Here is a 22,643-nt window from a genome sequence, read left to right on the forward strand (position 1 = left end):
TCCGAGAGCGTGCGATACTCGCGCTTCATGTCGTCGGCTACGAGGCAGACAGTTGGGCGATACGCTCTCCACGACCAGATCGCCTCGGGAGGGATGGCGACGGTGCACGTGGGACGCTTGATGGGGCCCGTTGGTTTTTCGCGCACCGTGGCCATCAAGCGGCTGCACTCCCACTTCGCCAACGACCCCGAGTTCGTGGCGATGTTCATGGACGAGGCGCATCTCGCCGCGCGGATCCGCCACCCAAACGTCGTGAGCATCAGCGACGTGGTCGCGGAGAGGGGCGAACTCTTGCTGGTGATGGACTACGTCGCCGGGGAGTCGCTCTCCAAGCTCGTGCGGGCCACTCGGCGTCTCGGTCAGACCATCGATCCGCGCATCGCCGTGAAGTTCCTCACCGACGCGCTCGCCGGCCTGCAGGCGGCGCACGAGGTGAGGGACGACGAGGGGCAGGCGCTCGGCGTCGTCCACCGTGACGTTTCCCCGCAGAATATCCTGGTCGGCGTCGACGGCGTGACTCAGCTGATCGATTTTGGCGTGGCCAAGGCCGCCGGGCGCATCCAGACCACGCGCGAAGGCCAGCTCAAGGGCAAGCTGGGCTACATGGCGCCGGAGCAGATCCAGCACGGCGTCGTCGACCAGCGCACGGACATCTACTCTGCGGCGGTGGTGCTGTGGGAGGTGCTAACCGGGCAGCGCCTGTTCAAGGGCGAGGACGCCAACCTGATGTACGAGGTGCTGCACGCTCCAGTGGAGCCGCCGAGTCATATCCGCCCGGATCTGCCCCCCGAGCTGGACGCGGTGGTGATGCGCGGCCTCGCGCGGGACCCGAACCAGCGCTTCGCCACGGCGCTCGACTTCGCCGACGCCCTGGAGGACGTCCTCGCCCCCGCCAGCGCTCGTGAGGTCGCACGCTGGGTCCAGTCGACCGGCGCGGACGCGTTGAAGACGCGCAGCGAGATCGTGGCCGACATGGAGAGCGACTCCGCGCTCTACGCCGATCCGCCGACGGCCGCGCTGCCGTCAGCCGCCTCAGCGTCCCCGGCCGAGCCAACGCCCGCGCCGCCCCAAGCCGACGTTCAGTACTCCGAGCTGATGGATCCCGGGTTGGGGGTGAGGCGCGCCTTCAAGCCCCTGCACCTGGCGCTCGCTCTGGTTGGAGTAGTAGCCGGAGGGGCGGTGCTCGCCCTGGGGATCCGCCAGCTGAGCGCCGAACCAGAAGAAGCCAACCCGCCGGCGACGCAAGCACCAAGTAAAATCCCTGAGGAAACCCAGCAGGCTGCGGCGCCGCGAGATCCCGCCAGCGAAGCCGCCAGGCCAGGCGGCGAGGCGGCGGCAGGCGAGGCGGCGGCAGGCGAGGCGGCGGCAGGCGAGGCGGAACGCGCCGCGGCGCCCCCCAGCGCCGACGAGCCCGCCGAACCTGTCACCGATCCGGAACGGGACGGCGAGACGACCGCCAACGAAAGCACCTCGCAGGCTGCAGGCAGCGCGCCGAAGCCCGCTGCAAAGCCCCCGGCTCCGCCAGCGCAGAAGCCCGCTGGGATCAGCGACGCCGTTCGCAAGGCGAAGTACGGCTTCTGAGCCGCGACAGACGCGCGCCGATCGGCTACTCTCAGACCCACCCGTGCTGCTCCGTCCGTTCGCCTCGCGCCTCGCGCCCGCCCTGTTGTTGCTCAGTCTGAGCGCGCCCGCCCTGGCAGCGCCGAGCGAGACCGACAAGCGCAAGGCGGCGAGCCTGATGCTGCAAGGGGACAAGGCTGCGGCGGCCGAGCGTTTCCCCGAGGCACTCGAGAGCTACCGCAAGGCGGACGCCATCATGGGCGTGCCGTCGACGCGGGTCGCCGTGGCGCGCGCCCTCGCCAAGACTGGCAAGTTGCTCGAGGCGCGGGACGTCGCCCAGCAGGTGCTGGACCTGCCGGAGGCGGCCAACGAGCCGCGCGCCTTCGTCAACGCTCGCGCCGAGGCGGTGCGCCTGGTGAAGGAGCTGGACGAGCGCTTGCCGACGTTGCTCATCAGCGTCTCGGCGCCTGCGGGGAGCGAGCCCGACGTGAAGGTCGACGGTGAGGTCCTGCCGAGCGCGCAGGTCGGCGTCGCGCGCCAGGTCGATCCAGGCAGCTACGTGGTCACCGCGGCGATCGCCGGCGGGGAGCAGGTGAGCCGGGAGATCACCCTCGAAGAAGGCGTCCGGGAGCGCCTGGAGCTGAACCTCGCAGCGCCGAGCGAGCCCGCGGCAGCGGACGACCGCGCGACGTTCGATACGGCAGATCCCGGCGGCAACGGTCTGCGCCTCGGCGCCTACGTGAGCCTGGGAGTCGGCCTGGTCGCGACGGGGGTCGGCGTGTTCTACGCCATCAAGGTCGGAGGCACTCGCGACGACTCGGACGCCGCCTTCGCGCGCTGCGGCTCACCTTGCCGCGACACGCACCCCGAGGCGTCGAAGGTGCGTGACCTGGACGACCAAGCCGACAACGAGCAGCTGATCAATACCGCGGGCTTCATCGTCGGCGGCGTTGGGCTCGCGACGGGCGTGGCGCTGTGGCTGCTCTCGAGCGGCGATGAGGCGCCCGAGCGTGCGGTGCGCCCGATCCATCCCGCGGGGATACAGCCTTGGCTGGGGCTGGGCAGCGCGGGTGCCTTTGGGCGCTTCTGACAACGCTCCCCCCTCACCCCTATCCAAGATCTCCTGTGTGTCGGCACAGGCGGTCTACATGCCTGTTCCCATCTCCTTCTCCGAGCCCACGATCTCATCGAACGTCGCTTGCTCGATGTGCGCGGGCGCGTATTCGCGACCGCTAGTCAGACGTTGCTCAGGCGCTGGGCGTCGAGAAGGGCACCCTCTACGGGTACGTCCAGTCCAAGGACGCGCTCTTCGACGCGGCTGTCCGATTCGCAGACGGCCACGGTGTGGAACCCGAGCCGAGCGCTTTGCCGGTGTCGACGCCCGCGAAGGGCAGCACGGTCGAGTCCATCCAGGCTCGTCTGCTCGATGAGGTGCGCAATCTCGAACTGGCTACCGTGCTGTCGGCACCAAACGGCAGGCGCACCAGGGCGGACGAGTTCGAGGGCATCGTTCGCGACCTCTTCTGGCGCATGTTCCGAAACCGCCGCGCGCTGAAGCTGATCGATCGATGCTCCGTCGATCATCCTGAGCTCGCTTCCGTGTGGTGCGAACAGGGGCGTTAGGGGCAGGTCGCGATGCTCACGACCTATCTCGAGAAGCGGAGCGCGACCCGGCAGGTGCGTGGCGTACCCAACGTGCAGCTCGCCGCTCGGATGACCCTGGAGACCATCGCGCTCTGGGCGATCCACGTGCCCTGGGATCCATCGCCTCGTCCGTTTTCCGAAGACGAGGTCGAAGAACGCTGTCGTGGACATGAGGGGAAGCTCGTGTTGGCCTTTCGACCCGAGAGTGATGACATCCCGAACCGCTTCCGCGACCCCACGTATCGATTCCCTCGGGCTGAGCTCCAGGAAGCCGCGCTGCAGCGCGTTGGCCTCAAGCTGGAGCGCTGGGCGCACTCCGCGGCGTCGCTGGCCACGGTTCTCATGACTGCGATCCGGCCGTAACTCGTCGGTTGTTTCTCCTTCCTTCGGGCATGTCCGTCGCGTCCCCGTCGTTCGTTCTAATCCGAACCGGACTCCACAAATCAAAACGAACTTCTGGCACGTGGATCAAGGGACGCAGCCCCCGATACTCAGCCCTCTGACTAAGCGTTGCTCCCTACCCTCAAGAACCTCGCGAATCTGGAGCTCAATATTCCACGCGGAATCTAATCGGCCCAGCAGCCGACACAAAAGTCTAACCCTTTGGTCAGCGCCTGAGCCCTCTCTGGGCCCTGAACGCTCTCAGAGCCCCCACGCGGACCACCCATCGCTCTTTGTTCCGCGCGGTGCCGATGCACACAAAGAGTGGGCGGAGACGAAGCAGCTTGAAAAATGCGCGAACGTCGCGCGAGGCGCCGCGAAAGAAGTCTAACCGGTGGGTCGCTTCCGTTGCGGGGTTTGGGGTGAGTGGCACAGCGAAGAGGATTCGAACTTTGCCGTGCGGATTAGACTTCGCGTCTCGGCTACGACGTCTGATTGTAGCTCGTATTCTCGAGCAAGATGATGTTCGTCTTGGAGCGCGTCTCGCCGGCGTTGGTCACGTAGACGGCGGGCTTGTCCACGATGGGGCACACCTTCTCGCAGGCGCCGCAGCCAATGCAGAGCGTCGGATCCACGTGAGGCTTCTGCACCTTGATGCTGGTCATCTTCGCGTGACCTTCACCCTCGTAGTGGCTCTCGCGCTTCGGGACTTCGGTGTCTTCCGCCCAGATCGCCTTGGGAGACGTCGGGCAGAACTCCTCACACACGATGCAGGGCGTCGCCATCGACCAGGGCAAGCAGCGGCCCTTGTCGTACATCGCGGTGCCGATGGAGATGGGCTTCTGACCGACGCCCATCTTCTCCTTCTCGTCGATCTTCTGGATCGCACCCGTCGGGCAGACTTGCCCGCACAGCACGCAGGAGAACTCGCAGTAGCCAATGCGCGGGATGAGAATGGGCGTCCACAGGCCCTCGATGCCGGCCTCGAAGAAGGCGGGATGGAGCGCGTTGTTGGGGCACACCTTCATGCACTCCGCACAGCGGATGCAGCGCTCGAGGAACTCGCGCTCTTCGACTGAGCCCGGCGGGCGGATCACCTTCTCGCTGTACGCCTTGTCCGGCCAGTTTGCGATGCGCATCGCGGGGATGCCGATGGCGCCTGCACCGACAGCCGCCAGCGCCGTGCGGCGCTCGAGGTTAGGCTTCTGGATGGTGCCCTTGCGATTCGGCAAGAAGCGGAACTTGATCACGTCCTCCGGGCACGCGCTCTCGCAGTTGAGGCACATGTGGCACTCATCCTGACGATGCTTCACGCCGCCCTGGGGGCTATCGGCGCCCTGGCAGTTGACCAGGCACAGGTTGCAGTCGGTGCACTTGGCATGGTCTTTTTCCATGCCGAAAAGCGCAAACCGGGAGAAAACGCCCAAGAACGCGCCCAGCGGGCACAGCGCGCGACACCAGAACCGCGGGATGAAGCGGTTCATGAACAGGATCGCGACCAGGAAGAAGATGATGAACCAGGTCTGGTGGAAGTAGAACTGCTTCGAGGTCCAGACCGACTGCGCGAGGAAATCTTGAGTGCCGTCCGCCGCGATCTGGAGCGGCCGAATGTTCGTGTCTGCGATGGCGGTCCCGCCATGGATGCCCAGGTACTGCAGCGCCGGCAACACACCGAGGCCCACGGTGCGCACGGCGACGCAGATCGGGTCCAGCAGCCCCCCGATGGCGCTCCCCGCAGCCGCTGCCGCGAGGAAACCAAGCATGAGGTAGTATTTGCCTGACTGCCACCACTTGGTGGTGTTCGCGCTGACTCGCTTGTTCCCCTTCACGTAGCGGGACGGGAAAATCCACGCGAAGAAGTGGTGCATGGTGCCAAACGGGCAGATCCAGCCGCAGAACACCCGGCCAAACACCAGGGTGAGCAGCAGGACCCCGAGGGACCAGGCAATGCCGCGATAGATCGTGTGGGTCGAGAGCAGCGTCATCGCGCCGACGAACGGATCCGCCGACAGGAAGATTTCCACCGGGTAAGGCAGCCGCACCGGGGAACCAGAGTCCGCCGAGAAGGTCCCCCGGAACGCAGTCTGGAAGAGGAAGTACAGGAACAGCGAGATGAAGGCGACCTGGGAGACGCGCCTCACCCAAACCAAAATCTGAATGCCCTTACGCGCCGGGATCCCCGACCCCGGCCGCTTCTTCTTGGGCTTCGCGTTTTTTGGGGGGAGAGGCGCAGCAGGTGCCGCCGCGTCTGACGCCCCCGCCGCAGCAGTGCGCTCAGAAGGAGCCGCGTCAGAACTCGTCGCTGCGACCGCAGTTGCAGCCTTGGAACCACAGCCTCCGGTCGCGCCGCAGCCACAGGCGCTTTTCCCCGCGGTAGCGGGAGCCGGCTTGACACCCAGTCCGGATCTCAGCGCCTGCCCTGAGCTCAGCGCCTGCTCGGTGGTGACTCCGTCCAGGGCCTGCACCTCGCCGGCGACTCCCAGCCAGGGGATGGGCGCCGGCAAGTCGCCCTCGAGCGCCACACGCGCTCGAGCTGCGCCTGCTCCGTGAGCTGCACGGGTAGCGTCCGAAGTACCATTCGGTGACGTGCCCAGAGAATGCATCTGTTCCTCGCGGAAACTGCCAGGCGCATCCGAGGTCAGACCTCGACGACCCGCAGCTCCTTCCAGTTCATGTTGCCGATGCCGCGTTCATGGCCGAGCTTGAGGTACTCGACGTTCTCTGGCTTTTCGCCGATCAGCGTGCAGCCATAGGCATCCACCGCGACCTGATCCAGGCTAGCGATCACCTGGTGCATGTCCTTGGCGTCGTCGATGTTGCCGCCTTGAGGGCCGTTGCGCATCAAGACGCGCGTCGCGTCGACCACCGTCAGCGTGGGGCGCATGAAGGTCGCCAGATCCGCGATGCTGGTGTTGATGTTCTGGTGGAGACGATTGCGACGGCCACCGAGCACGCCGTACCAGTTCTTCATCGCCGCCGTGTACTTCGACAGGTTGTGGTGCTTGGCGACTGGCATGTTGATGACCTTGTCCGCGTTGACGAGCGGCGTGTACACCGGCCACTGGTCGAGCACGTCGCCGCGCATCCGCATCTCACGGAAACGATGCTCCGCCGGGATGATCACGGTCGCGCCCAGGCTGTGGGCCGCGCGCCAGATCCCCGAACGCTGGAAGCAGCGGTTTGGCTCGTTGCAGGAGGCGTCGGTGACGATCACCTTCGATGCGCCAGCGTCGAACACCATCTTCACCACCGCCGCGACGACCAACGGATTGGTGTTCGCCGCGTGAGCTGGCTGACGATCCCAGCCAATGTTCGGCTTGATGGAGACGATGTCGCCGCGCGAGATGAACCGCTTCATCCCACCGAGAGCCTCGACCGCCAGGCGCACCAGCACGTCGGGGTCTGTGCTGCTCTTGGCGATCGCCATCACCGGCAGGTCGGCGGCGGCCACCTGGAAGTCTCGCACCTGGCGCTCGCCCATCGGGGTCGCCAGGCCGAATCCGCCCGGATCGTAAGCGAGCTTGGCGGTGACCGCGGCTGCGCCCATCACGGCGCCCGCCAGCCCGACGCGAGTCAGCGCCTCCCGGCGTGGGATCACCACGCGGCTCTCGCTCGACGGCTTGGCAGACGGATCACGCCCCATGGGGCTCACCTTGATCCAGGAATGACGTAACGTCAAGTTTGTTCATGCCTGCGACTTCATTGAGGTTTTCTGGATTTTGCCGCTCCAGGCCGCTGGACAATGGGCCCAGCGCGGGAGCGCGCCGGGTCGATTGGCCAACCTGCCACACGGGAGCGTCGAAATGCGCCGGTGCAGTATCCCCCAACCACTGAGGTGTCGCGAGCAATCCGCAGAAGCGCCTGGGTAGTGCAAGTTGCCGAGGAGCGCAGCGTCGCGAATTGCGCGGGGTGGGTTGTGCAGGGGCCGATCAGGAGCTAAGTTCCGCGCCCCTTTGCTCCCGGAGTCGGCCCCAAAGCCCCTCCGGAGCACGGCCAAAGCGTGGGCTTACTAAGCGGTCCACGAGAGAGCGAGCCAAACGATGAAAGCTGAAATCCACCCCAATTACGACGTCGTCTCCGTGAGCTGCGCCTGCGGCAGCACCTTCGAGACGCGTTCGACCTCCAAGGAGCTGCACGTCGACGTGTGTGCCTCCTGCCACCCGTTCTTCACTGGCAAGCAGCGCCTCGTGGACACCGCGGGTCGTATCGACCGCTTCAAGAAGAAGTACGGCAAGTAGTCGTCGCGCGCGCACGGCGCGCTGATCGCCGGGGCCCCGCTGCTTTGCAGCGCTGGGCCCTTCGGCGTTTTGTACCCGTTCATTGGCCTCATCTGCCGGTCTGGTCGACGCGCGCTATATACCGGTAGATGAGCGCGCCGACGAACTCCGACGAAGCGCCCCGCCCAGTGGTAGGCGGTCAAGCGCTGCTCGAGGGCGTGCTGATGCGCACGCCGGAGCGCGCGGTCGCCGTGGTGCGGCGCCGCGACGGGCGGCTGGTTGAGCGAGAAATTCCGGTGCCACGCCGCGCGCGCACACGGGCGGGGCGCATCGTGGGTGCGCCCTTCATGCTGCTGGACGCGCTACGCGTGGGCAGCGCGGCGCTGCAATTTTCCGCAAAGATTTACGAAGAGGAAGAGCGGGGCAGCGCCCCCAACGTCGGCGGCATGCTGACCTTGCTGTGGCTCACGGGGGGCCTGACCGACGACGTGGAGAGCGCGCCTGCTGAAGGCGGCGGGGCGCCGATGCTCGAAATGGAGCAGCTCAAGCTGCGCCACATCGTGCCCATGGCGATCTCGGCGTCGTTCGCGCTCTTCACGTTGTTCACGGCGCCGCAAGCGGTGGCCTGGCTCGTGGCCTGGCTGCTCGGCTTACTGGGGTTGAGCGTGCCAGTCAGTGGCTTCGTGTTTCAGCTCATCACGGTGGTGACGCTGCTCGTGGGGGTCGCTGCGTATGTGGGGTTGCTGGGTCGCATCCTGGAGATCCGGCGCCTGTTCATGTTCCACGGCGCCGAGCACAAAAGCGTGCACGCGTTCGAGCAGGGGCTGCCGCTGCGCGTCGAGAACGCCGGGCGGCAAACTCGCCTGCACCCACGCTGCGGCACGAGCCTGATCATCACGCTGGCGCTGCTGAGTCTGCCTTGGTTCTGGGGTCTCGCCTCGGGTCTGGTCTGGTTTGGGCTGAGCCCGCTCTGGGCGAACCTGGCGCTGCTGGGGCTCAAGCTCGCGTCAGCGCCGGCGCTGCTCGCCCTGAGCATCGAGGTGCAGCGGTTGATCGCACGGGACGTGGGGCGGCTTCGGGTGCTACGAACGCCGGGCTTCGCGTTTCAGCGACTCACGACTCGAGAGCCAGCAGCAGATCAGCTCGAGGTCGCGTTGCACGCCCTGCGCCGAGCACTGGCCCAATAACGCTCCTCCCCCCCGATCATGATCCCCGTAGACAAACTCCAACAAGTGGAGCGCCGTCAAACCGAGATCGACGCGCTGATGTGCGACAGCAGCGTGCTCGCTGACTCCAGGAAGTTGCAGGATCTGAACCGCGAGCGCAGTCGCATCCTGCCCATCGTGCAGGCGTTTCAGAAGTGGCGTCAGATCGAGAAGCAGATCACGGAGGACAAAGAGGCGCTGGACGATCCGGAGCTAGGGCCGCTCGCGAAAGAAGAGTTGCCCGAGCTGGAGGCGCAGCTCGAGGCCGTGGAGCAGCAAATCCGCGTGCTGCTGTTGCCCCAGGATCCGGCAGACGAGAAGAACACCATCCTCGAAATCCGGGGTGGCACCGGTGGTGAAGAGGCCGCCTTGTTCGCAGCGGATTTGTTCCGCATGTACGCGCGCTACGCGGAGCACCGCGGCTGGAAGGTCGAGGTGCTGAGCAGCAGCGAGGCCAGCGCTGGCGGCTTCAAGGAAGTCATCGCGCTGATCAGCGGGGACCGCGTCTTCTCACGCATGAAGCTCGAAGCCGGCGTACACCGCGTGCAGCGCGTGCCCGAGACGGAAACCCAAGGCCGCGTGCACACGTCCACGGCCACGGTAGCGGTGCTGCCAGAAGCCGAAGACGTCGAACTCGAGATCGACGAGAAGGACCTGCGCTACGACATCGCCCACGCGTCCGGCCCCGGCGGCCAGTCCGTGAACACCTCGAACAGCGCCGTTCAAATCACGCACTTGCCTACGGGCATGGTGGTCAAGTGCCAGGATGAACGCAGTCTGCTCAAGAACAAGCAGCGCGCGCTCAAGGTGTTGAAGAGTCGTTTGCTGGATATCGAGCGCCAGAAGCAAGCCGACGCGATCCGCGACGAACGTCGAGGCATGGTCGGCGCGGGCGAGCGCTCGGAGAAGATTCGCACCTACAACTTCCCCCAGAATCGCCTGACCGATCACCGCATCGGGCTCACGCTCTACAAGTTGGATCGAGTCGTCGAAGGGGATCTCGACGAGCTACTCGACGCAGTGGCATCCTGGCAGCAGGCGGAACGCCTGAGAGGCCAGGAGACCAACGGAGAGTGACGGAGCAACGCCTAGACAGCGACGCGCTACTGTGCGCCCTGGTGCTGGTACCAACCAGCTTCTCCAGGAATCGCTTCTACGAGCTCTTCGAGGGCCCGGGCGGCAAACGCGTGCGCAAACGCGCCAAACGTTTGCGCGGCCTGATCCGCCAGTTGCTCGGTCGGGGGAGAGAGCAAGCCGAAATAGTCGGCCGTCAGGAGCTGGATGACGGCAGCGTGCTGATGCGTTTCCGTGTGGATAATCTAGGGTTCCAGCGCACGACGTCGCTCAACCCCCTCGAGATGAGCATCGTGAACTTCGCCCTGCATCGCGCTGGCAAGCAAGAGCTGCCGCTCGAAGATCGAGAGCGGGTCGAAGGCGCGTTGCTGCGCCTCGCGCCCCAAGCCATCGGCGCAGGCCCCGAGAGCTTCCCGCCGGAGTCGGCGCCCTAGCCTCGACTGTGCCGCAACTCAGCGGGTCGCGTGCACGCCGGAGTCGCGACGTGCTTGATCCTGGTTCTGGGAATCTCGCAGCTCACTGACCAGCGCTTGGGCTTGCTCCGCGCTCACTCCGAGGCGTGCGAAGCGCGCCACGTCGATGCCAGGCTTGCAGTAGCCGTCGCCGAGCAGCGCATCCACGCAGGCGTCTGCGATCATCACCAAGCGCACATGAGGCTCGTGCTCGCTGTCCAGGTCGTGGTGAGCCGCACAACAGTCAACTATTTCCGCAGGGAGTCGCCAGGCCATGGCCACTTCGGCACCAGCGGTGGTGTGGTAGCGCTCGACGAGAGCTCGCACCAGGCGCATGTTCTTGGTCGGAGGTAGCTTTGCCAGCAGGCGGTAGATGCGCGCCTCGCCGATGTCGTGCAGCAGCCCGCACATGTAGTCGTACTCGAAGCGCTGCCCAAGGCGCTTGGAGATCAGGCGCGTGGCAGTGCCGGCGAGCACCGAGCGCCGGAAGGAGTCCGCCACGTGATTCTGAAACGGCCCGACTCCCTGGGTCGACGCTCCGTAGACCACCTGGAACAAGAGATCGCGGGTCGTCGCAAGCCCTAGGCGAATCACGGCGTCGCGGGTGGTAGGTGCAGCATAGCCGCGATAGTAGGCCGCAGAGTTCGCCACCGAGAGAAACCGCGCGGCAATAGGCGGGTCGGTGTCGATCAGATCTGCCAAGTCCCGGGGGCCCGCCTTCGGGTCGTTGGCGAGTTGCAGCGCGCTCGCAGCGACCTGAGGCAAGACGGGCAACGAGGTGATGCCTCGTCGCATCAGGCGCAAGAGCCCCTTCTCGAGGGCGCTCTGGGGCTCCTCGACGCTGGCTAGCGGCAGAGTCATCGGCGACCTCCACTGACTGGAAACAGCGAAGGCCGTTCGTAGCCAGCGCTGACCGCCGGGTGAGTCGGGGGCAGCACCTTGAGCACGGTCTGCGAGCGGGCGAGCGCCCCGCCTTCTCTCGAGGCGACGACCGTGCGGTTTCTCCCTGCGTGCTTGGCGTCGTAGAGCGCCTCGTCGGCGCGCTTGATCAGCTCATCCAGGGTCTCATCGTCACGCCGCGCGTCGTACACCGCAACGCCGATGCTGATCGTGATTTGGTCGATGCCGTGACTCGTGAGGTCCAGGGCGCTGACGCCCTTGCGGTGACGTTCCGCGACCAGACGTGCGGACTCCTGGCCAGCGCCTGCGACGAGCACCATGAACTCTTCACCGCCGTAGCGACCCAGAGCATCTCCAGGGCGGATGCCATCCTTCAAGCAACGACTGACCTGGCGCAGCACTTCATCGCCCACGTCGTGACCGTACGTATCGTTGATGCGCTTGAAGTGATCGACATCCAGGAACAAGATCGCGAAGCGTTCGCAGCCATCGTAGTAGGCCCTGAGTGCGCTCTCGAGGGTGCGCCGGTTGTGCAAACCCGTGAGCGGATCGATCTCCGCAGTGCGTCTCAGGTGATCCCGCTCGCGACGCAGCCGACGCAGTGCATCGCGGAAACGCTTGTTGCGGAGCTGAACTTGAATGCGCGCCTTGAGCTCGGCGTCCCGCTCGGGACGCACGATGAAGTCATCTGCACCCGCGAGGAGTCCTCCAGCGACTAGCCCTTCGTCCGTGTCGCTCCCCTCCCCCACCAAAACAATCGGAGTAGCGCGCTGCATGTCCGATGCTCTGAGTTCGCTGCACACCTCGAGTCCGCTCAGCCCGTTTAGATCGGCGCCGAGCAGGATCAAATCAGGCTCCCATTCCGCTACCACGCGGAAAACATCATCGACGTCGTCGATGGCCAGGCACTCGTGGCCAAGCAAGCTGACAGTCGCCTTGAGCCGTGCGGCTTGCCCCGGCGCTGAGACTGCAACCAAGACGCGGGCGTTGGTCTCGGCTCGCGGAGGTGTAGTGGAGAACTGAGGAAACATGAGAGATCAGCGCCCACGCGCGACGGCGCGAACCACCTCTGTCGAGGTTCGGGCGACGTATCTCCGAACGGCAGTGCTCAGCGAAGCTTGAGCGTTGACCCGCCCGCGTCAGTTCGAGCAGCTGACGACGGCAAACCCGCCGCGCTCGTTGCACTCACAGCCGCTCCCGAGTGCCGGCTGAACGCAAGCACAGGTCGCGGCTTCCGCGCACTCGGCGAGCCAGCCACAGCCGGCGCCCCCGGCGGCAGACTCGTTGCAGAAGTAACCCTCGGGACAGACGCCTTCCCCGCAGGTGACACACGAGCCATCCGCGCACGGATCGCTCGGGTCGTCCCCGACCGCACGCCCACCAGCGCTGCTTGGACCGTCCGAGCCGACAGCGCCTGATTCCCCATCGCCCGGATGATTGGCCGCAGGCGTACCACCCCCGCAGCCCCACTGAAGTGCCAACCCGAGGCCCGCCACCCCAACCAACAGTCGCCCAGGAATCCTCACTGCTGCCCGGTATACCGAGAGCAAGTGAGGTTACACAAGCGGGCCTTGGTCCAGGCGGTCATGACCGCTACAAGAATGGCGTGGATGTAACGCGCGCCCTCAAAGAAACCACCGGTGTTCGCTGTTCAACCGACGCTGCGGACCGCGTCGCCTATGCGCGAGATCTTTGGCCCAAGAAGCTGATCGAGATCCGCGGGGGTCAGGTGGCAGACCACCGCCCGCTCGCTGTCGCCTGGCCTGAGACGGGAGAGCAGGTTGCCGACATCGTGCGGGTCGCGCGCGACGAAGGTCTGTCTCTCGTACCGTTCGGCGCGGGCAGCGGCGTGTGTGGTGGCGTGCTACCCGACCCGACGAGCATCGTGCTCGATCTGAAGGGTCTGCGGAGCTGGAGCATCGACGAGAGCGCTCCACTCATCGACGTGGGTGCGGGCGCCATGGGCATCACCCTGGAGGAAGACATCCAGCGCCGCGGCCACACCATCGGACATTTTCCGTCGAGCATTCTCTGTTCCACCGTCGGTGGTTGGATAGCGGCGCGCGGCGCTGGGCAGTGCTCCGGGCGTTACGGCAAGATCGAAGACATGGTGGTCAGCCTCGAGCTGGTGACCGGGCGCGGTGAGCTCGTGACCCTCGAGCGCCGCCAGCTGGGCGCCAATCTGATCCCGCTGATCGTCGGCAGCGAAGGCACCCTCGGTGTCATCACCCGGGCGAAGTTGCGTCTCCACGCGGCACCAAAAACGCGCACCTTCATCGCCTACGAGTTCCCTTCGACGGAGGCAGGCTGGGAGGCGCTGCGGGAGCTATTTCAAGCCGGCCTACGCCCCGCCGTGTCGCGACTCTACGATCCGGTGGATTCGTTCTTCCTCAAGCAAGGCGCCGTCAAGAAGCCGAAGACCGAAGGCGGAAAGAAGCACTCTGGGGGTGGTGGTAAGCAACGCATGCTGCGCGGCTTGCTCAGTCAACCCAGCGCGCTCAATTCGTTGATCGAAGCTGCGGAGGGCAATCTGCTCGGGGGCGCGACGCTGGTCCTCATCTTCGAAGGTGAAGGCGAAGCCACCGCCGAAGACGCCGATCGTGCGATCGCGATCTGCAATCGACTCGGAGGGAAGACCCGGGGAGAAGGCCCTGCGCGGCACTGGCTCGAGCACCGCTACAGCGTGAGCTACCGTCAGGCGCCAGTGTTTCGTCTCGGCGCATTCAGCGACACCATGGAGGTCGCGGCGCCGTGGTCGAAGCTCGGCACCTTGTACGACGCGGTCCGCGCGGCGCTGGGCAAACACGTGCTGGTGATGGCGCACCTGAGCCACGCGTATCCCGACGGATGCAGCATCTACTTCACGTTCTCTGGTGTCGCCCCCGACGATGAGAAGGCGAGCGCCAAGTATGACGCCGCGTGGCGTGCGGCGATGGACGCCGCCATCGGAGCCGGTGGTACCCTCAGCCATCACCACGGCGTGGGGCGGAGCAAGGCACCGCGCCTGGGCCGCGAGCTAGGCTTTGGCGTGGAGCTGGTGCGTCGCCTGCAGCGCTGCATCGACCCGGATCAGCTGCTCAACCCGGGTAATTTGCTACCGCGTGAAGATACGCCTCAAGACTGGAGCAAGGCGCTCGATGAAGCCAAGGCGCCCCTCGGCATCGACGCGCAGAGCTTGCTGGCAACTTTCCGCGGGGAACAAAGCTTACAGATCATCGAGGAGCAGCTCCGCGGCGCTGGCCTGAGCCTACGCTTATCCCAAACCGACATGCAGCAGACGCTGGCGGCCTGGCTCGCCAGCGGGATGCCTGGCGCGCGTGATGCCTACTCGGACCCCGTGGAGCAGCGGGTGGCCGGGCTCGTTGCGCGTCTGCCATCGGGGGAGGTGCTAGGCATTCGTCCAACTCCGCGACGCGCGGTGGGCCCCGACTTGAGCGCCTTGGTGTACGGCATGGGTGAGCGCTGTATGCGGGTGGAGCAGGCGACGCTCTGCGTATCCCCGCTCTCAGCGCGGCAGTCGCGAGACCTCGCGTTCGACTACGCCAGAAATCCGGAGCCTAACCCCGCGGAAGCGCGCTTGATTGACGCCGTGATCGACGGCGTCGCGCACCCCTCGAGCTGATGCTTCACTCGCCTTTGGGCTTCTGGGCCAGCACGATGATGCTCGGCGAGTTCGGCCCAAAGAACACGCCCGGCGTCGCGATCTGACCGCTGGCGTTACGGATCACGAAGCCAACGTCGTGCAGCAACTTCCCAAGCTCGTGCAGCGCGTATAGCCGCAGGGAATAGTTGCATTCCTTGGAGCGACCATCGTCCAGCATCACGGTACGCTTCACCTTGAGGCGACTCGTGATCCAATCCACTTGGGCGTCGTCCATGCACACGCAGCCGTCACCCTCGAACCACACCGAGCTGGGTGTCTGAACCGCCACGTAGTCGCGGTTCACCATCTCGAGCAAGAAGGTGCCGCCGGGACGCAACGCCCGGAAGATGCGCTGCGCCACGTTGATGTTCTTCTCTTCTTCGAAGTATCCGAAGGCCGAACTCCAGCAGTAGACGCCATCGAAGGTGTCTTCGAAGGCCATCTCGCGCATGTCGCCTTGCAGGAAGTTCAGCTTTTGGCCGCGCTCCTGAGCGATTTCCTGCGCCTGAGCGAGCATGGTGATGGACAGGTCATAGCCCACGACAGCGTAGCCGCGGGACGCGAGCTCCACCGCGTGTTCACCAGAGCCACACGCAAGGTCGAGCACGACTCCGCCTCGAGCCACCCCAAGGGACTGCTCGATGAAGTCCACTTCAGCGGCAATCTGCTTCGGCTTCGGGGTGAAAATCGCTCGCCCGAAGTCATCGCCAAATAGCTCCTCCCACCACGGTCGGACCTTGCGCTTCGCCTGAGCCTCTTTGACCGCGCGCTCCTTGTCGACAGCTGCGCGCGGGGGTGGCGGACGCTTCTTGGGTGGTGGCGGCGGCTTGGCTTTGCCGTCAGCATCGGGAGTCGACTCGGGCGCGAGCTCCTCGTCGGCGATTTCCTCCGCATCGAGATCATCGAGGGATTCCTCTGCGTCCTCGTCCTCCGCCGTAGGCGGACGCTCAGGCTCCTTGATGCTGATGATGCGCATCGCCAGCAACGCAGAGGGCTGGGAGGGCGCCACTTCCATCTTGGGCTGACTCGACGGCACCTCGTCGTCAGGGATCGTCACGCCCTTGAGAGCGGCCGAAGCTTCGAGCTGAGGCTCATCTGAGGGCGGAGGGTCAGAGCCCTGCGACGCGGTTTGGTCCGCGCTCTCGAGCGAGGTTTGGGGGGGAGAGTCCGCTGCGCTCGGCGGCTCTGACGTCTTGGCGTCGGTCTGCCCTTCCTGCAGCGCTGCAGATTCCTCGTCCTCTTCCAGGGTGCCTTCCCCCACGGAAATATTGGAGTCAGGCCCCGACAGCTCCTCCGCAGCTCGCGGTTCCGTGGTGGGCACCTCATTTTGGACGACGGTGTCCAGGGCGTCCTCGCCGTCGTCCAGAGACACGTCGATGTTCAGCGGGGCCAGGGGCGCTGGGGGCGGGAACGACGCGGGGCGGGGCGGCGGAACCGAACCCGCGCTTGGCGGGGGAACCGAGGCAGGACGCGGAGGCGGAACCGAAGCCGGTCGCGGAGGCGGAACCGAAGCCGGTCGCGGAGGCGGAACCGAAGCTGCTCTCGGCGGCACCGAAGCGGGGTGCGGTGGAGGCACGGAACCCGAGCGCGGCGGGACGGACGCGGGACGCCCGGGGATAGCTTCAGTTCCGCGTGGATTCACTGACGCGGGCTCGGGTGGACTCGAGTCGTGGGTCACCGTGGCGTCGGCCGCCGGCGGCTGGGAGACCATGGCGCTCCCGGACTCGAGCAACACGTCGATCTTTGGAGTGGGGGGCACCACCGGATCCGCCGCAGCCAGGCGCCGAGCGCTCGGGGGCGGCGGCGGTATGGAGCCGCGGACAGCCGCGATCCCGTCACTGGAAACCCTACGAGGCTTGGGAGGCGGCTTGCTCGAGAGGCGCGTCTCCACGACCACGTCGCTGATCTCTTCCTCGTCGAGATCAGGGATTTCCGGCGGAGCCTCATCCTCGAGGGCAGCCCCGTCGGACTCCTTGGCCGCTGCGGCAGCAGCTTGCTGTCGCTCTTCGTCTGTCATGTAGCCCCAGTCAACGCCTCACCGTAGCGTACGGGACCCACCGGACGCGAGATAGTGACTCCTGGCTCCAAGAGCACAACAGCTGTCGAACCTAGGTGGAATATTCCAATCTCGTCCCCTCGCGAGACCTCGACCTTCGGCTCGATGGTGTGCACACCGGGTGGAACTGCAGGGTCCGGCAAAACCGATACGGAAATCCGCCCGACGATCATTGCGCCGACCATGACCACGGTGACCCGCCCAAGCTGCTCGGTGTCGATACAGATGGCGACGCGGTTGTTGCGAACGAACAGCCCCGGCACGTAGCGCTCCCCGATCGAATTGACCGGGAACAAATCCCCCGGGATCCCGCGGATGAGACTCACATGCCCAGCCACCGGCGAGTGAACCCGGTGGTAGTCCCGTGGAGAGAGGTAGACCACGAAGAACGAGCCGTCGTGGTAGCGCTCCGCGTCGCTGGGAGCGCCAACCAGGTCTCCCAGCGCGTAGCCTTGGCCCTTGGCGTAGATGCGCCCACCTCGATCGACTCGGCCCAGGGAGGACAGCTGCCCATCGGCCGGACTCACGACACGCGCATCGGCCACACGGCGCGCTCCTTCACGCAGTGGGCGCGTGAAGAACGCATCGAACGATGGGTACGCAGACTCCGTAGGCAGTGCCTCGTCTAGGTCCACCCGGTACGCCTTGGCGTACGTGCCCATGACGACGCGAGAAACCACGTCAGGCAGCTGGGCCTCGGAGAGGCGCCCCATCAGGCTACTAATGCGGGCACGGGGCAAGACTCGGATCAACTGTGCGGCAGCAAAACTGGCGGCGCTCACGGGTCGTTTCAGGCCTCTTGGTAACTCGTGGGTGGGGCTCGGCACTGCTGCTGGGCGCGACGAATGGGCGACGGCCAAGCGAACTCACGGCGAGACTCAGCCGCCGCGCAAGCGATCGGAGAGTGTCGCGCATCGTAGGTTCTAGGCGCGAGCGGAGTCAATCACGGCCAAACCGTCGAGCCGCTTCGCACAGGGACCGGTACCCCTCAGCGAGTTCGCCATCAGTGACAGCGGCCGGTCCCACCGGCGTGGGCGGATCCGAATCGCGATCCTTGGCGTCGTTCGGCAGGGAATTTGACGCAGAGTGTTGCTCGTCAGGCTTGCCACGGGACTTCCAGAAGCCACCACACGCGACGAGCTCCGAGAGCGGATCCAAGGCCACTCCCAGGCGATAGGCAGCCTTCCGGGCCTCCGGGGTGTTGGGGCGCTCGGCGCCTGTCCCTAACCCAAACCGCGCACGCAGCGCCCACCAGTGCGCATTCGCGGCATCGACGTCTTCGAGCTTGGACACCAGCTCCTTCGCGCGCTCCGTCTTGCCCTGGGCCAGTGCGGCTCGCGCCAAGCGGGCACGCAGCGACGCATCGTCGGGGGATGCGTCGAACATCTTGGTCAAGCGCGACTCTGCGGCCTCCATATGACCGCGTTCGAACAGCAGATCGCCAAGCCGCGCGTTGCGAATCATGTCCTCCGCACGTTGGTGCTGCTTGCGGACCTCGAGCGGGGTCAGCTTCGGAGGAGGCTCCGGCGCCGCGACGTGACCCTCTAGCCACGTCTGCCAGCGAGAATTCCACTCGGAAAGCGATACTCCAGACACACTCGCCAATGCGGCGTTGGGGCCGCGCTCGCCGACCCCCTTCAGATCACGCAGCAGCATGTGAAAGGCCGGCGTACCATTCTCCCGCAGCCAGAAGCCCACGAAGCTCGTCACCTCAGCGAAGGCGATGGAGGCCGCCTCGGGAGTGGGCAACATTGCGATGGAGGAACCAAGGCCGCCGATACCCACCGACTGACCTTGGACCTGCGCGGCCCGCGCGACGCGATCGTAGTCCGCATCGTCGAATGGCTGCTTCTCGCGCCAACGGGTCTCTTCTCGCTTGGCGACCCCCTCCTGCAGCCATAGCGGCGCGCGGTCTCGCGTCGCCCGGGACAGCGCAAGGTGCGTGATCTCGTGAGCCAGAGTGTCTTCCCACGGATACCCCAGGGAAGCGGCCCGTGGGGTCAGCATCGTCACCCTGCCCCAGCGCGCGACCGCGACGGTGCCCGTCGTCTCTGCGGCCTCGAGCGGCAACCCGGTGACGGCGGCCAGGGAGAAGAGGTCGCGCACCAAGTCGATGCGCAGCGGACGTGGCATGGTGACGCCGAGGTCCTGCTCGATACGTCCACGGGCCTTGTCGGCCACCTCCGCGATCAGCGGAGCCAACGCTTTGTCCTCGGCGTCCTGCAGGCGCATCCACACGCCCCGCTCTTTGTCCTCGATGACCAGGCCACCCACCGTGGTTCCGGTGCATCCGTCCGCGACCTCGCGAAAATGTCGCGCCTCTTCGACATCCGCGAACTGCGGCGAGGATAGGATGGCTTGTGCGGTCTCGCAGTCACCCAAGTAGAGCGCGAGCCGCGCTCGTTCGAAGGCGAGGTCCCCGCGCTTCTCGGCGTCCTTCAAGAGCTCCTTGCCGCGCTCGACGTCGAGTTCGATGATCGCATCCGAGACCTGCCGCGGGCTGGTCGCCGAGCTCGCCGTCCCGGCGCACAGCACAGCGCCGAGTGAGAGCAAGCCTCCAAGGCCCTGCGCCGCGCGGCGCGTCCACCGGGCACGCGGCTTCGCGAGGTTCTTGCCGCAAGGCAATGACTGCTGCCTCATCGCAGCAAAGACTCCGCGTAACGCTTGACCGCAGGCGACATACGTCCGGCCTTGGTCTTGCCAAGCCCTTGCATCACACGACGGCGGAACTCCTCGGCGCGCTCGGCCTTGGAGCGTTCGGGTACTTCGCCGCCCGTCTGGATCCCTTTGCCATTCGGTGAGCTTTCTTGGCTTGGCTGCTTGCTGTCCTGGCCTTGCGATCCGGTGGTTTGGCCCTTGCTAGCCTGCTCCAATAGGCGCTGCGCCTCGCGCTGGAGCTCCAGCGCCTTGTCGCCTTCGCCTTTGGCAAGCGCCTTCGCCGCATCACGCATGGCTGCCTCCGCGCGCTCCAGCGCTTGGGTCGCGTCTTCCGGTAGGGCGGTCTCGCCTTCCTTGCCTCGCGCGCCGAGGTTTCCAGCGCGCCGCGCCAGCTCCTTCTCGCGCTCTCCGGCTTGATCCAGTCGGGCCTTGGCCTTGTCCTCCGCGCTCTCCTTGAGGCGCTCTAGTGCCTTCTTCGCCCACTCGAGCTCGCGCTTGACGGCGGCTTCGGCGGCCTCCAACGCGGCGCGATTCTCCATCGAGCCGTCTTGTTTCCGCGAGGCATCTTTCAGGGCCTGGAGTGCGCTCTTCCCGGACTCGACGGCGTCCGACAGCGATAGCTTCGAGAGAGACTGGGCCATCGCCTCGCCGTGCTCCCGACCCAGGGCCGCTGCGGCGCGCGCGCTACCGGGGTTCGCCCCGGCCATGGGCAATGCGTTCATCGTCTGCCGCAAATCGTCGGCGCGCTCCTTGGCCTCTTTCTCCAGGTCGCTCATGTCGACGCTCTGCTCAGCCTCCGAGAGCGTGCGTTGGACCTGACTGATGCTCGCGGAGTGCTCCCGCACCAGCTGGCCGAGCTCGTCCGCCAGCTGATTGAAGCGCTCATCCGCCTGCGAGGGTTCGCCCGTCTCCTGAGCCCCTCCCCCGGACTCGACCCCGCCGCGCCGAGCGGAACCGAACGAGGGGTTCGGGCGGCGCAGGCGCGCGGCAAGGTGCCTAGCAGCAGCCTCGACCTGAGACAGCGTACCCTCGCCGCGGGCCCGCTGAATCCGTCCAAGATCCGCTTCCGCGACCGACCCCACGTCTTTGCCCAAGGCGCCGAGCTTCCTCAGCTCGGTGGCGCCACCCTTCAGGGCCTCGATGGCCGACGATAAGCGCACCTCAGCGCCCTGCAGGTCTTCCGACTCGCGAGCCGCGCTGGCCGCGTCGGCGACTTCTTCCGCTACTGCGCCGAGTCGGATCGCGACTGCGCGCGCGTCTGCACCAGCGAAGCGCCGCAAGGAGACGTCGAGGGCCAGGAGCACGTCCTCGGCTTGACGAGTCTCCGAGGCCCCGCGGGGGGTTCGCCGTTGGAGGACGCGGATCTGTCCTTGGATGAACGCTTGCAGACCTTCCGGCACACCAAGCCCGCCATAGCTGGACGTCATGACCTCGCTCGTGCGCTCAGCCACCCGCTTCACCAGCTCGCGATCCTTCTTCGCGCGTTCCGTGCGGATCTTTGGTTTGGTCTCGCGCTCGCTCCCGACACGCCAGGCGACGACATCCGTGACGTCGTCGCGAATCGAGACCAGGGCTTCGTAGCGATCGGCCTCCGGTTGACCGACCGTGGGCGGCACCAGCGTGATCGGCGCGCTGCGCCCCCACTTCGGCCCCGTAACTGGGTCACCGTCGCGAGCTTCGACCCGCAACACAACGGGCAGGAACATGCGACGCAGAAAAGGGTCACTCCCCTTCAAGGCGTGGGCTCCGCGTTCTCCCCGCGTCTCACCGTCGAACCGCCCGAGCACTCGGCGCTCTTCGCGGCCATTGGCGCTCATCACGACGTCGATCTGACGCAAACCGTTGTCGTCGCTCACGTCGTACTCGAGCTCGAGCCGATCGAGCTTGGCGAGCTCGAGCCTGGCTGGCGCCGGGACGGCTTTGCCAGCGGCGTCCCGGTAGCTCAACTTCACCGTGGGCACCTCGTCAGGGATCGCGTCCACGCTGAGCGCGTCCGGCGCCTCGATCAACACATCGCCGAAACGCGCCGCGGTTCGCAGGTCGGCGTTTTGCTCCAGGGTGAAGCGGGCCACCACACCACCACTTCCGTCTTCCACGAATGGGATCTCTCGCTGGCCATCGGTGAGCACCAAGCGCCGACCTGCGAACCGCGGCTTGCCGCGCACGGTGATCAGCGTGCCCACGGGCTGCGCCGAGAGCGCCTCGGTGAAGAGCAGCCGCTCGCCGCGCCGCAGGTAGCTCGGTGGCTGGGCTCGCACCTCAGTGCTCTCCAACCAGTCGATAGGCAACGGAGCACGCCCACCGCGAGCGACCAACACGTCCAGGCCCTCCACGATGTGCATGGGACCGAAAGCCAAGGCGAACGTGGCGGCAACACCGAGCAGCACAGCGAGCACCGCAAAGGTACCAGAGCGTTGCCGCGCGGCAGCTTCCACGCGATCGAGTGAAGCCTTGGCAACTAGCCGCTCGAGATGCGTGCGGGCTAGCGCCGGAGAGCCCGCGAAGCTGGTGCGCTCGCTACGCTCCACCAACCCAAGAGCGCGCTGGGCTCGCTCCGCCAGATCCGGATCGTAGCTCGCGATCACCCGCTCGATGAGTCGGCGCGGGCTCAACGCCACGCGGCGCTCACGCCGGATCCACAAGAGCCAGAAACCCAGGAGTCCAATCAGCACTCCCGCTGCAGCCGCGCGCGCACCCATCGTCCCGATACGCGCGAGATGAGCCGAGCCAAAGAGCGCCAACAGCGCCGCCGCGAACACCAGCCAGCGACGAGCGACGCGGGTGCGCTTGCGCCACACGTCTCCGAGTCGAAATAGGCCAGCGAGCGGCATAGGCGGGAAGCTTACACGCGTC

General features: G+C 66.2%; 18 protein-coding genes. 9 read left to right on the forward strand and 9 right to left on the reverse strand.

What is annotated here, in order from left to right; translation table 11 throughout:
• Positions 1-27 precede the first annotated feature (27 nt).
• The 4 genes from H6718_32265 (at position 28) to H6718_32280 (ending at position 3,567) form a co-directional block, all read left to right on the forward strand.
• Complete coding sequence (locus H6718_32265; protein MCB9590133.1) at positions 28-1,581, forward strand: protein kinase; 1,554 nt, start codon at positions 28-30, stop codon at positions 1,579-1,581.
• 43 nt (positions 1,582-1,624) lie between these two features.
• The gene (locus H6718_32270; protein ID MCB9590134.1) at positions 1,625-2,650 is read left to right on the forward strand and encodes a hypothetical protein; all 1,026 of its coding nucleotides are present in this window, start codon (positions 1,625-1,627) and stop codon (positions 2,648-2,650) included.
• 164 nt (positions 2,651-2,814) lie between these two features.
• Positions 2,815-3,183 carry a hypothetical protein gene (locus tag H6718_32275; protein ID MCB9590135.1) on the forward strand — a complete coding sequence of 123 codons (369 nt, stop codon included), beginning with the start codon at positions 2,815-2,817 and terminating at the stop codon, positions 3,181-3,183.
• A gap of 12 nt (positions 3,184-3,195) precedes the next feature.
• Positions 3,196-3,567 (forward strand): hypothetical protein, encoded by a 372-nt coding sequence (locus tag H6718_32280; protein ID MCB9590136.1) that lies wholly within the window; start codon positions 3,196-3,198, stop codon positions 3,565-3,567.
• A gap of 500 nt (positions 3,568-4,067) precedes the next feature.
• Here H6718_32280 and H6718_32285 read toward each other — a convergent pair whose 3' ends face one another.
• Complete coding sequence (locus H6718_32285; GenBank protein MCB9590137.1) at positions 4,068-6,188, reverse strand: 4Fe-4S binding protein; 2,121 nt, start codon at positions 6,186-6,188, stop codon at positions 4,068-4,070.
• Between the two features lie 35 nt (positions 6,189-6,223).
• Entirely contained in the window at positions 6,224-7,228 is a 1,005-nt protein-coding gene (locus H6718_32290; protein MCB9590138.1) for a DUF362 domain-containing protein, read from the reverse strand.
• A gap of 397 nt (positions 7,229-7,625) precedes the next feature.
• On the opposite strand from H6718_32290, the gene rpmE reads away from it, so the two are divergent.
• From rpmE to H6718_32310, 4 genes are all read left to right on the forward strand, one after another.
• On the forward strand, positions 7,626-7,823 hold the full coding sequence (rpmE, locus tag H6718_32295) for a 50S ribosomal protein L31 (GenBank protein ID MCB9590139.1): 198 nt from the start codon (positions 7,626-7,628) through the stop codon (positions 7,821-7,823).
• A 128-nt stretch (positions 7,824-7,951) separates the two neighbouring features.
• A complete protein-coding gene (locus tag H6718_32300) occupies positions 7,952-8,989 on the forward strand; it encodes a DUF1385 domain-containing protein (protein ID MCB9590140.1) in 1,038 nt (345 codons plus the stop codon).
• A gap of 18 nt (positions 8,990-9,007) precedes the next feature.
• Positions 9,008-10,084, forward strand: a complete 1,077-nt coding sequence (gene prfA / locus H6718_32305) for a peptide chain release factor 1 (protein MCB9590141.1) — start codon at positions 9,008-9,010, stop codon at positions 10,082-10,084.
• A complete protein-coding gene (locus tag H6718_32310; GenBank protein MCB9590142.1) occupies positions 10,081-10,515 on the forward strand; it encodes a hypothetical protein in 435 nt (144 codons plus the stop codon). Before prfA ends, H6718_32310 begins: the two co-directional genes overlap by 4 nt.
• Positions 10,516-10,533: 18 nt before the next feature.
• Here H6718_32310 and H6718_32315 read toward each other — a convergent pair whose 3' ends face one another.
• The 3 genes from H6718_32315 to H6718_32325 form a co-directional block, all read right to left on the reverse strand.
• A complete protein-coding gene (locus H6718_32315; protein MCB9590143.1) occupies positions 10,534-11,394 on the reverse strand; it encodes an HDOD domain-containing protein in 861 nt (286 codons plus the stop codon).
• Positions 11,391-12,464: a diguanylate cyclase gene (locus H6718_32320; GenBank protein MCB9590144.1), complete on the reverse strand. Its 1,074-nt coding sequence runs from the start codon at positions 12,462-12,464 to the stop codon at positions 11,391-11,393. Before H6718_32320 ends, H6718_32315 begins: the two co-directional genes overlap by 4 nt.
• A gap of 108 nt (positions 12,465-12,572) precedes the next feature.
• Positions 12,573-12,959, reverse strand: coding sequence for a hypothetical protein (locus H6718_32325; GenBank protein ID MCB9590145.1), 387 nt, complete (start codon positions 12,957-12,959; stop codon positions 12,573-12,575).
• An 80-nt stretch (positions 12,960-13,039) separates the two neighbouring features.
• On the opposite strand from H6718_32325, the gene H6718_32330 reads away from it, so the two are divergent.
• Entirely contained in the window at positions 13,040-15,055 is a 2,016-nt protein-coding gene (locus H6718_32330; GenBank protein MCB9590146.1) for an FAD-binding oxidoreductase, read from the forward strand.
• 4 nt (positions 15,056-15,059) lie between these two features.
• Here the strand turns inward: H6718_32330 and H6718_32335 are convergent, their stop codons facing one another.
• The 4 genes from H6718_32335 to H6718_32350 form a co-directional block, all read right to left on the reverse strand.
• Complete coding sequence (locus H6718_32335; GenBank protein MCB9590147.1) at positions 15,060-17,093, reverse strand: methyltransferase domain-containing protein; 2,034 nt, start codon at positions 17,091-17,093, stop codon at positions 15,060-15,062.
• The gene (gene psd / locus H6718_32340; protein MCB9590148.1) at positions 17,090-17,845 is read right to left on the reverse strand and encodes a phosphatidylserine decarboxylase; all 756 of its coding nucleotides are present in this window, start codon (positions 17,843-17,845) and stop codon (positions 17,090-17,092) included. Before psd ends, H6718_32335 begins: the two co-directional genes overlap by 4 nt.
• Positions 17,846-18,071: 226 nt before the next feature.
• Positions 18,072-19,772, reverse strand: a complete 1,701-nt coding sequence (locus H6718_32345; GenBank protein ID MCB9590149.1) for a tetratricopeptide repeat protein — start codon at positions 19,770-19,772, stop codon at positions 18,072-18,074.
• Positions 19,769-22,621, reverse strand: coding sequence for a DUF4175 domain-containing protein (locus H6718_32350; GenBank protein ID MCB9590150.1), 2,853 nt, complete (start codon positions 22,619-22,621; stop codon positions 19,769-19,771). Before H6718_32350 ends, H6718_32345 begins: the two co-directional genes overlap by 4 nt.
• Between the last annotated feature and the right edge of the window lie 22 nt (positions 22,622-22,643).

It is taken from the genome of Polyangiaceae bacterium, from assembly GCA_020633205.1.
Taxonomy (GTDB): domain Bacteria; phylum Myxococcota_A; class Polyangia; order Polyangiales; family Polyangiaceae; genus JAHBVY01.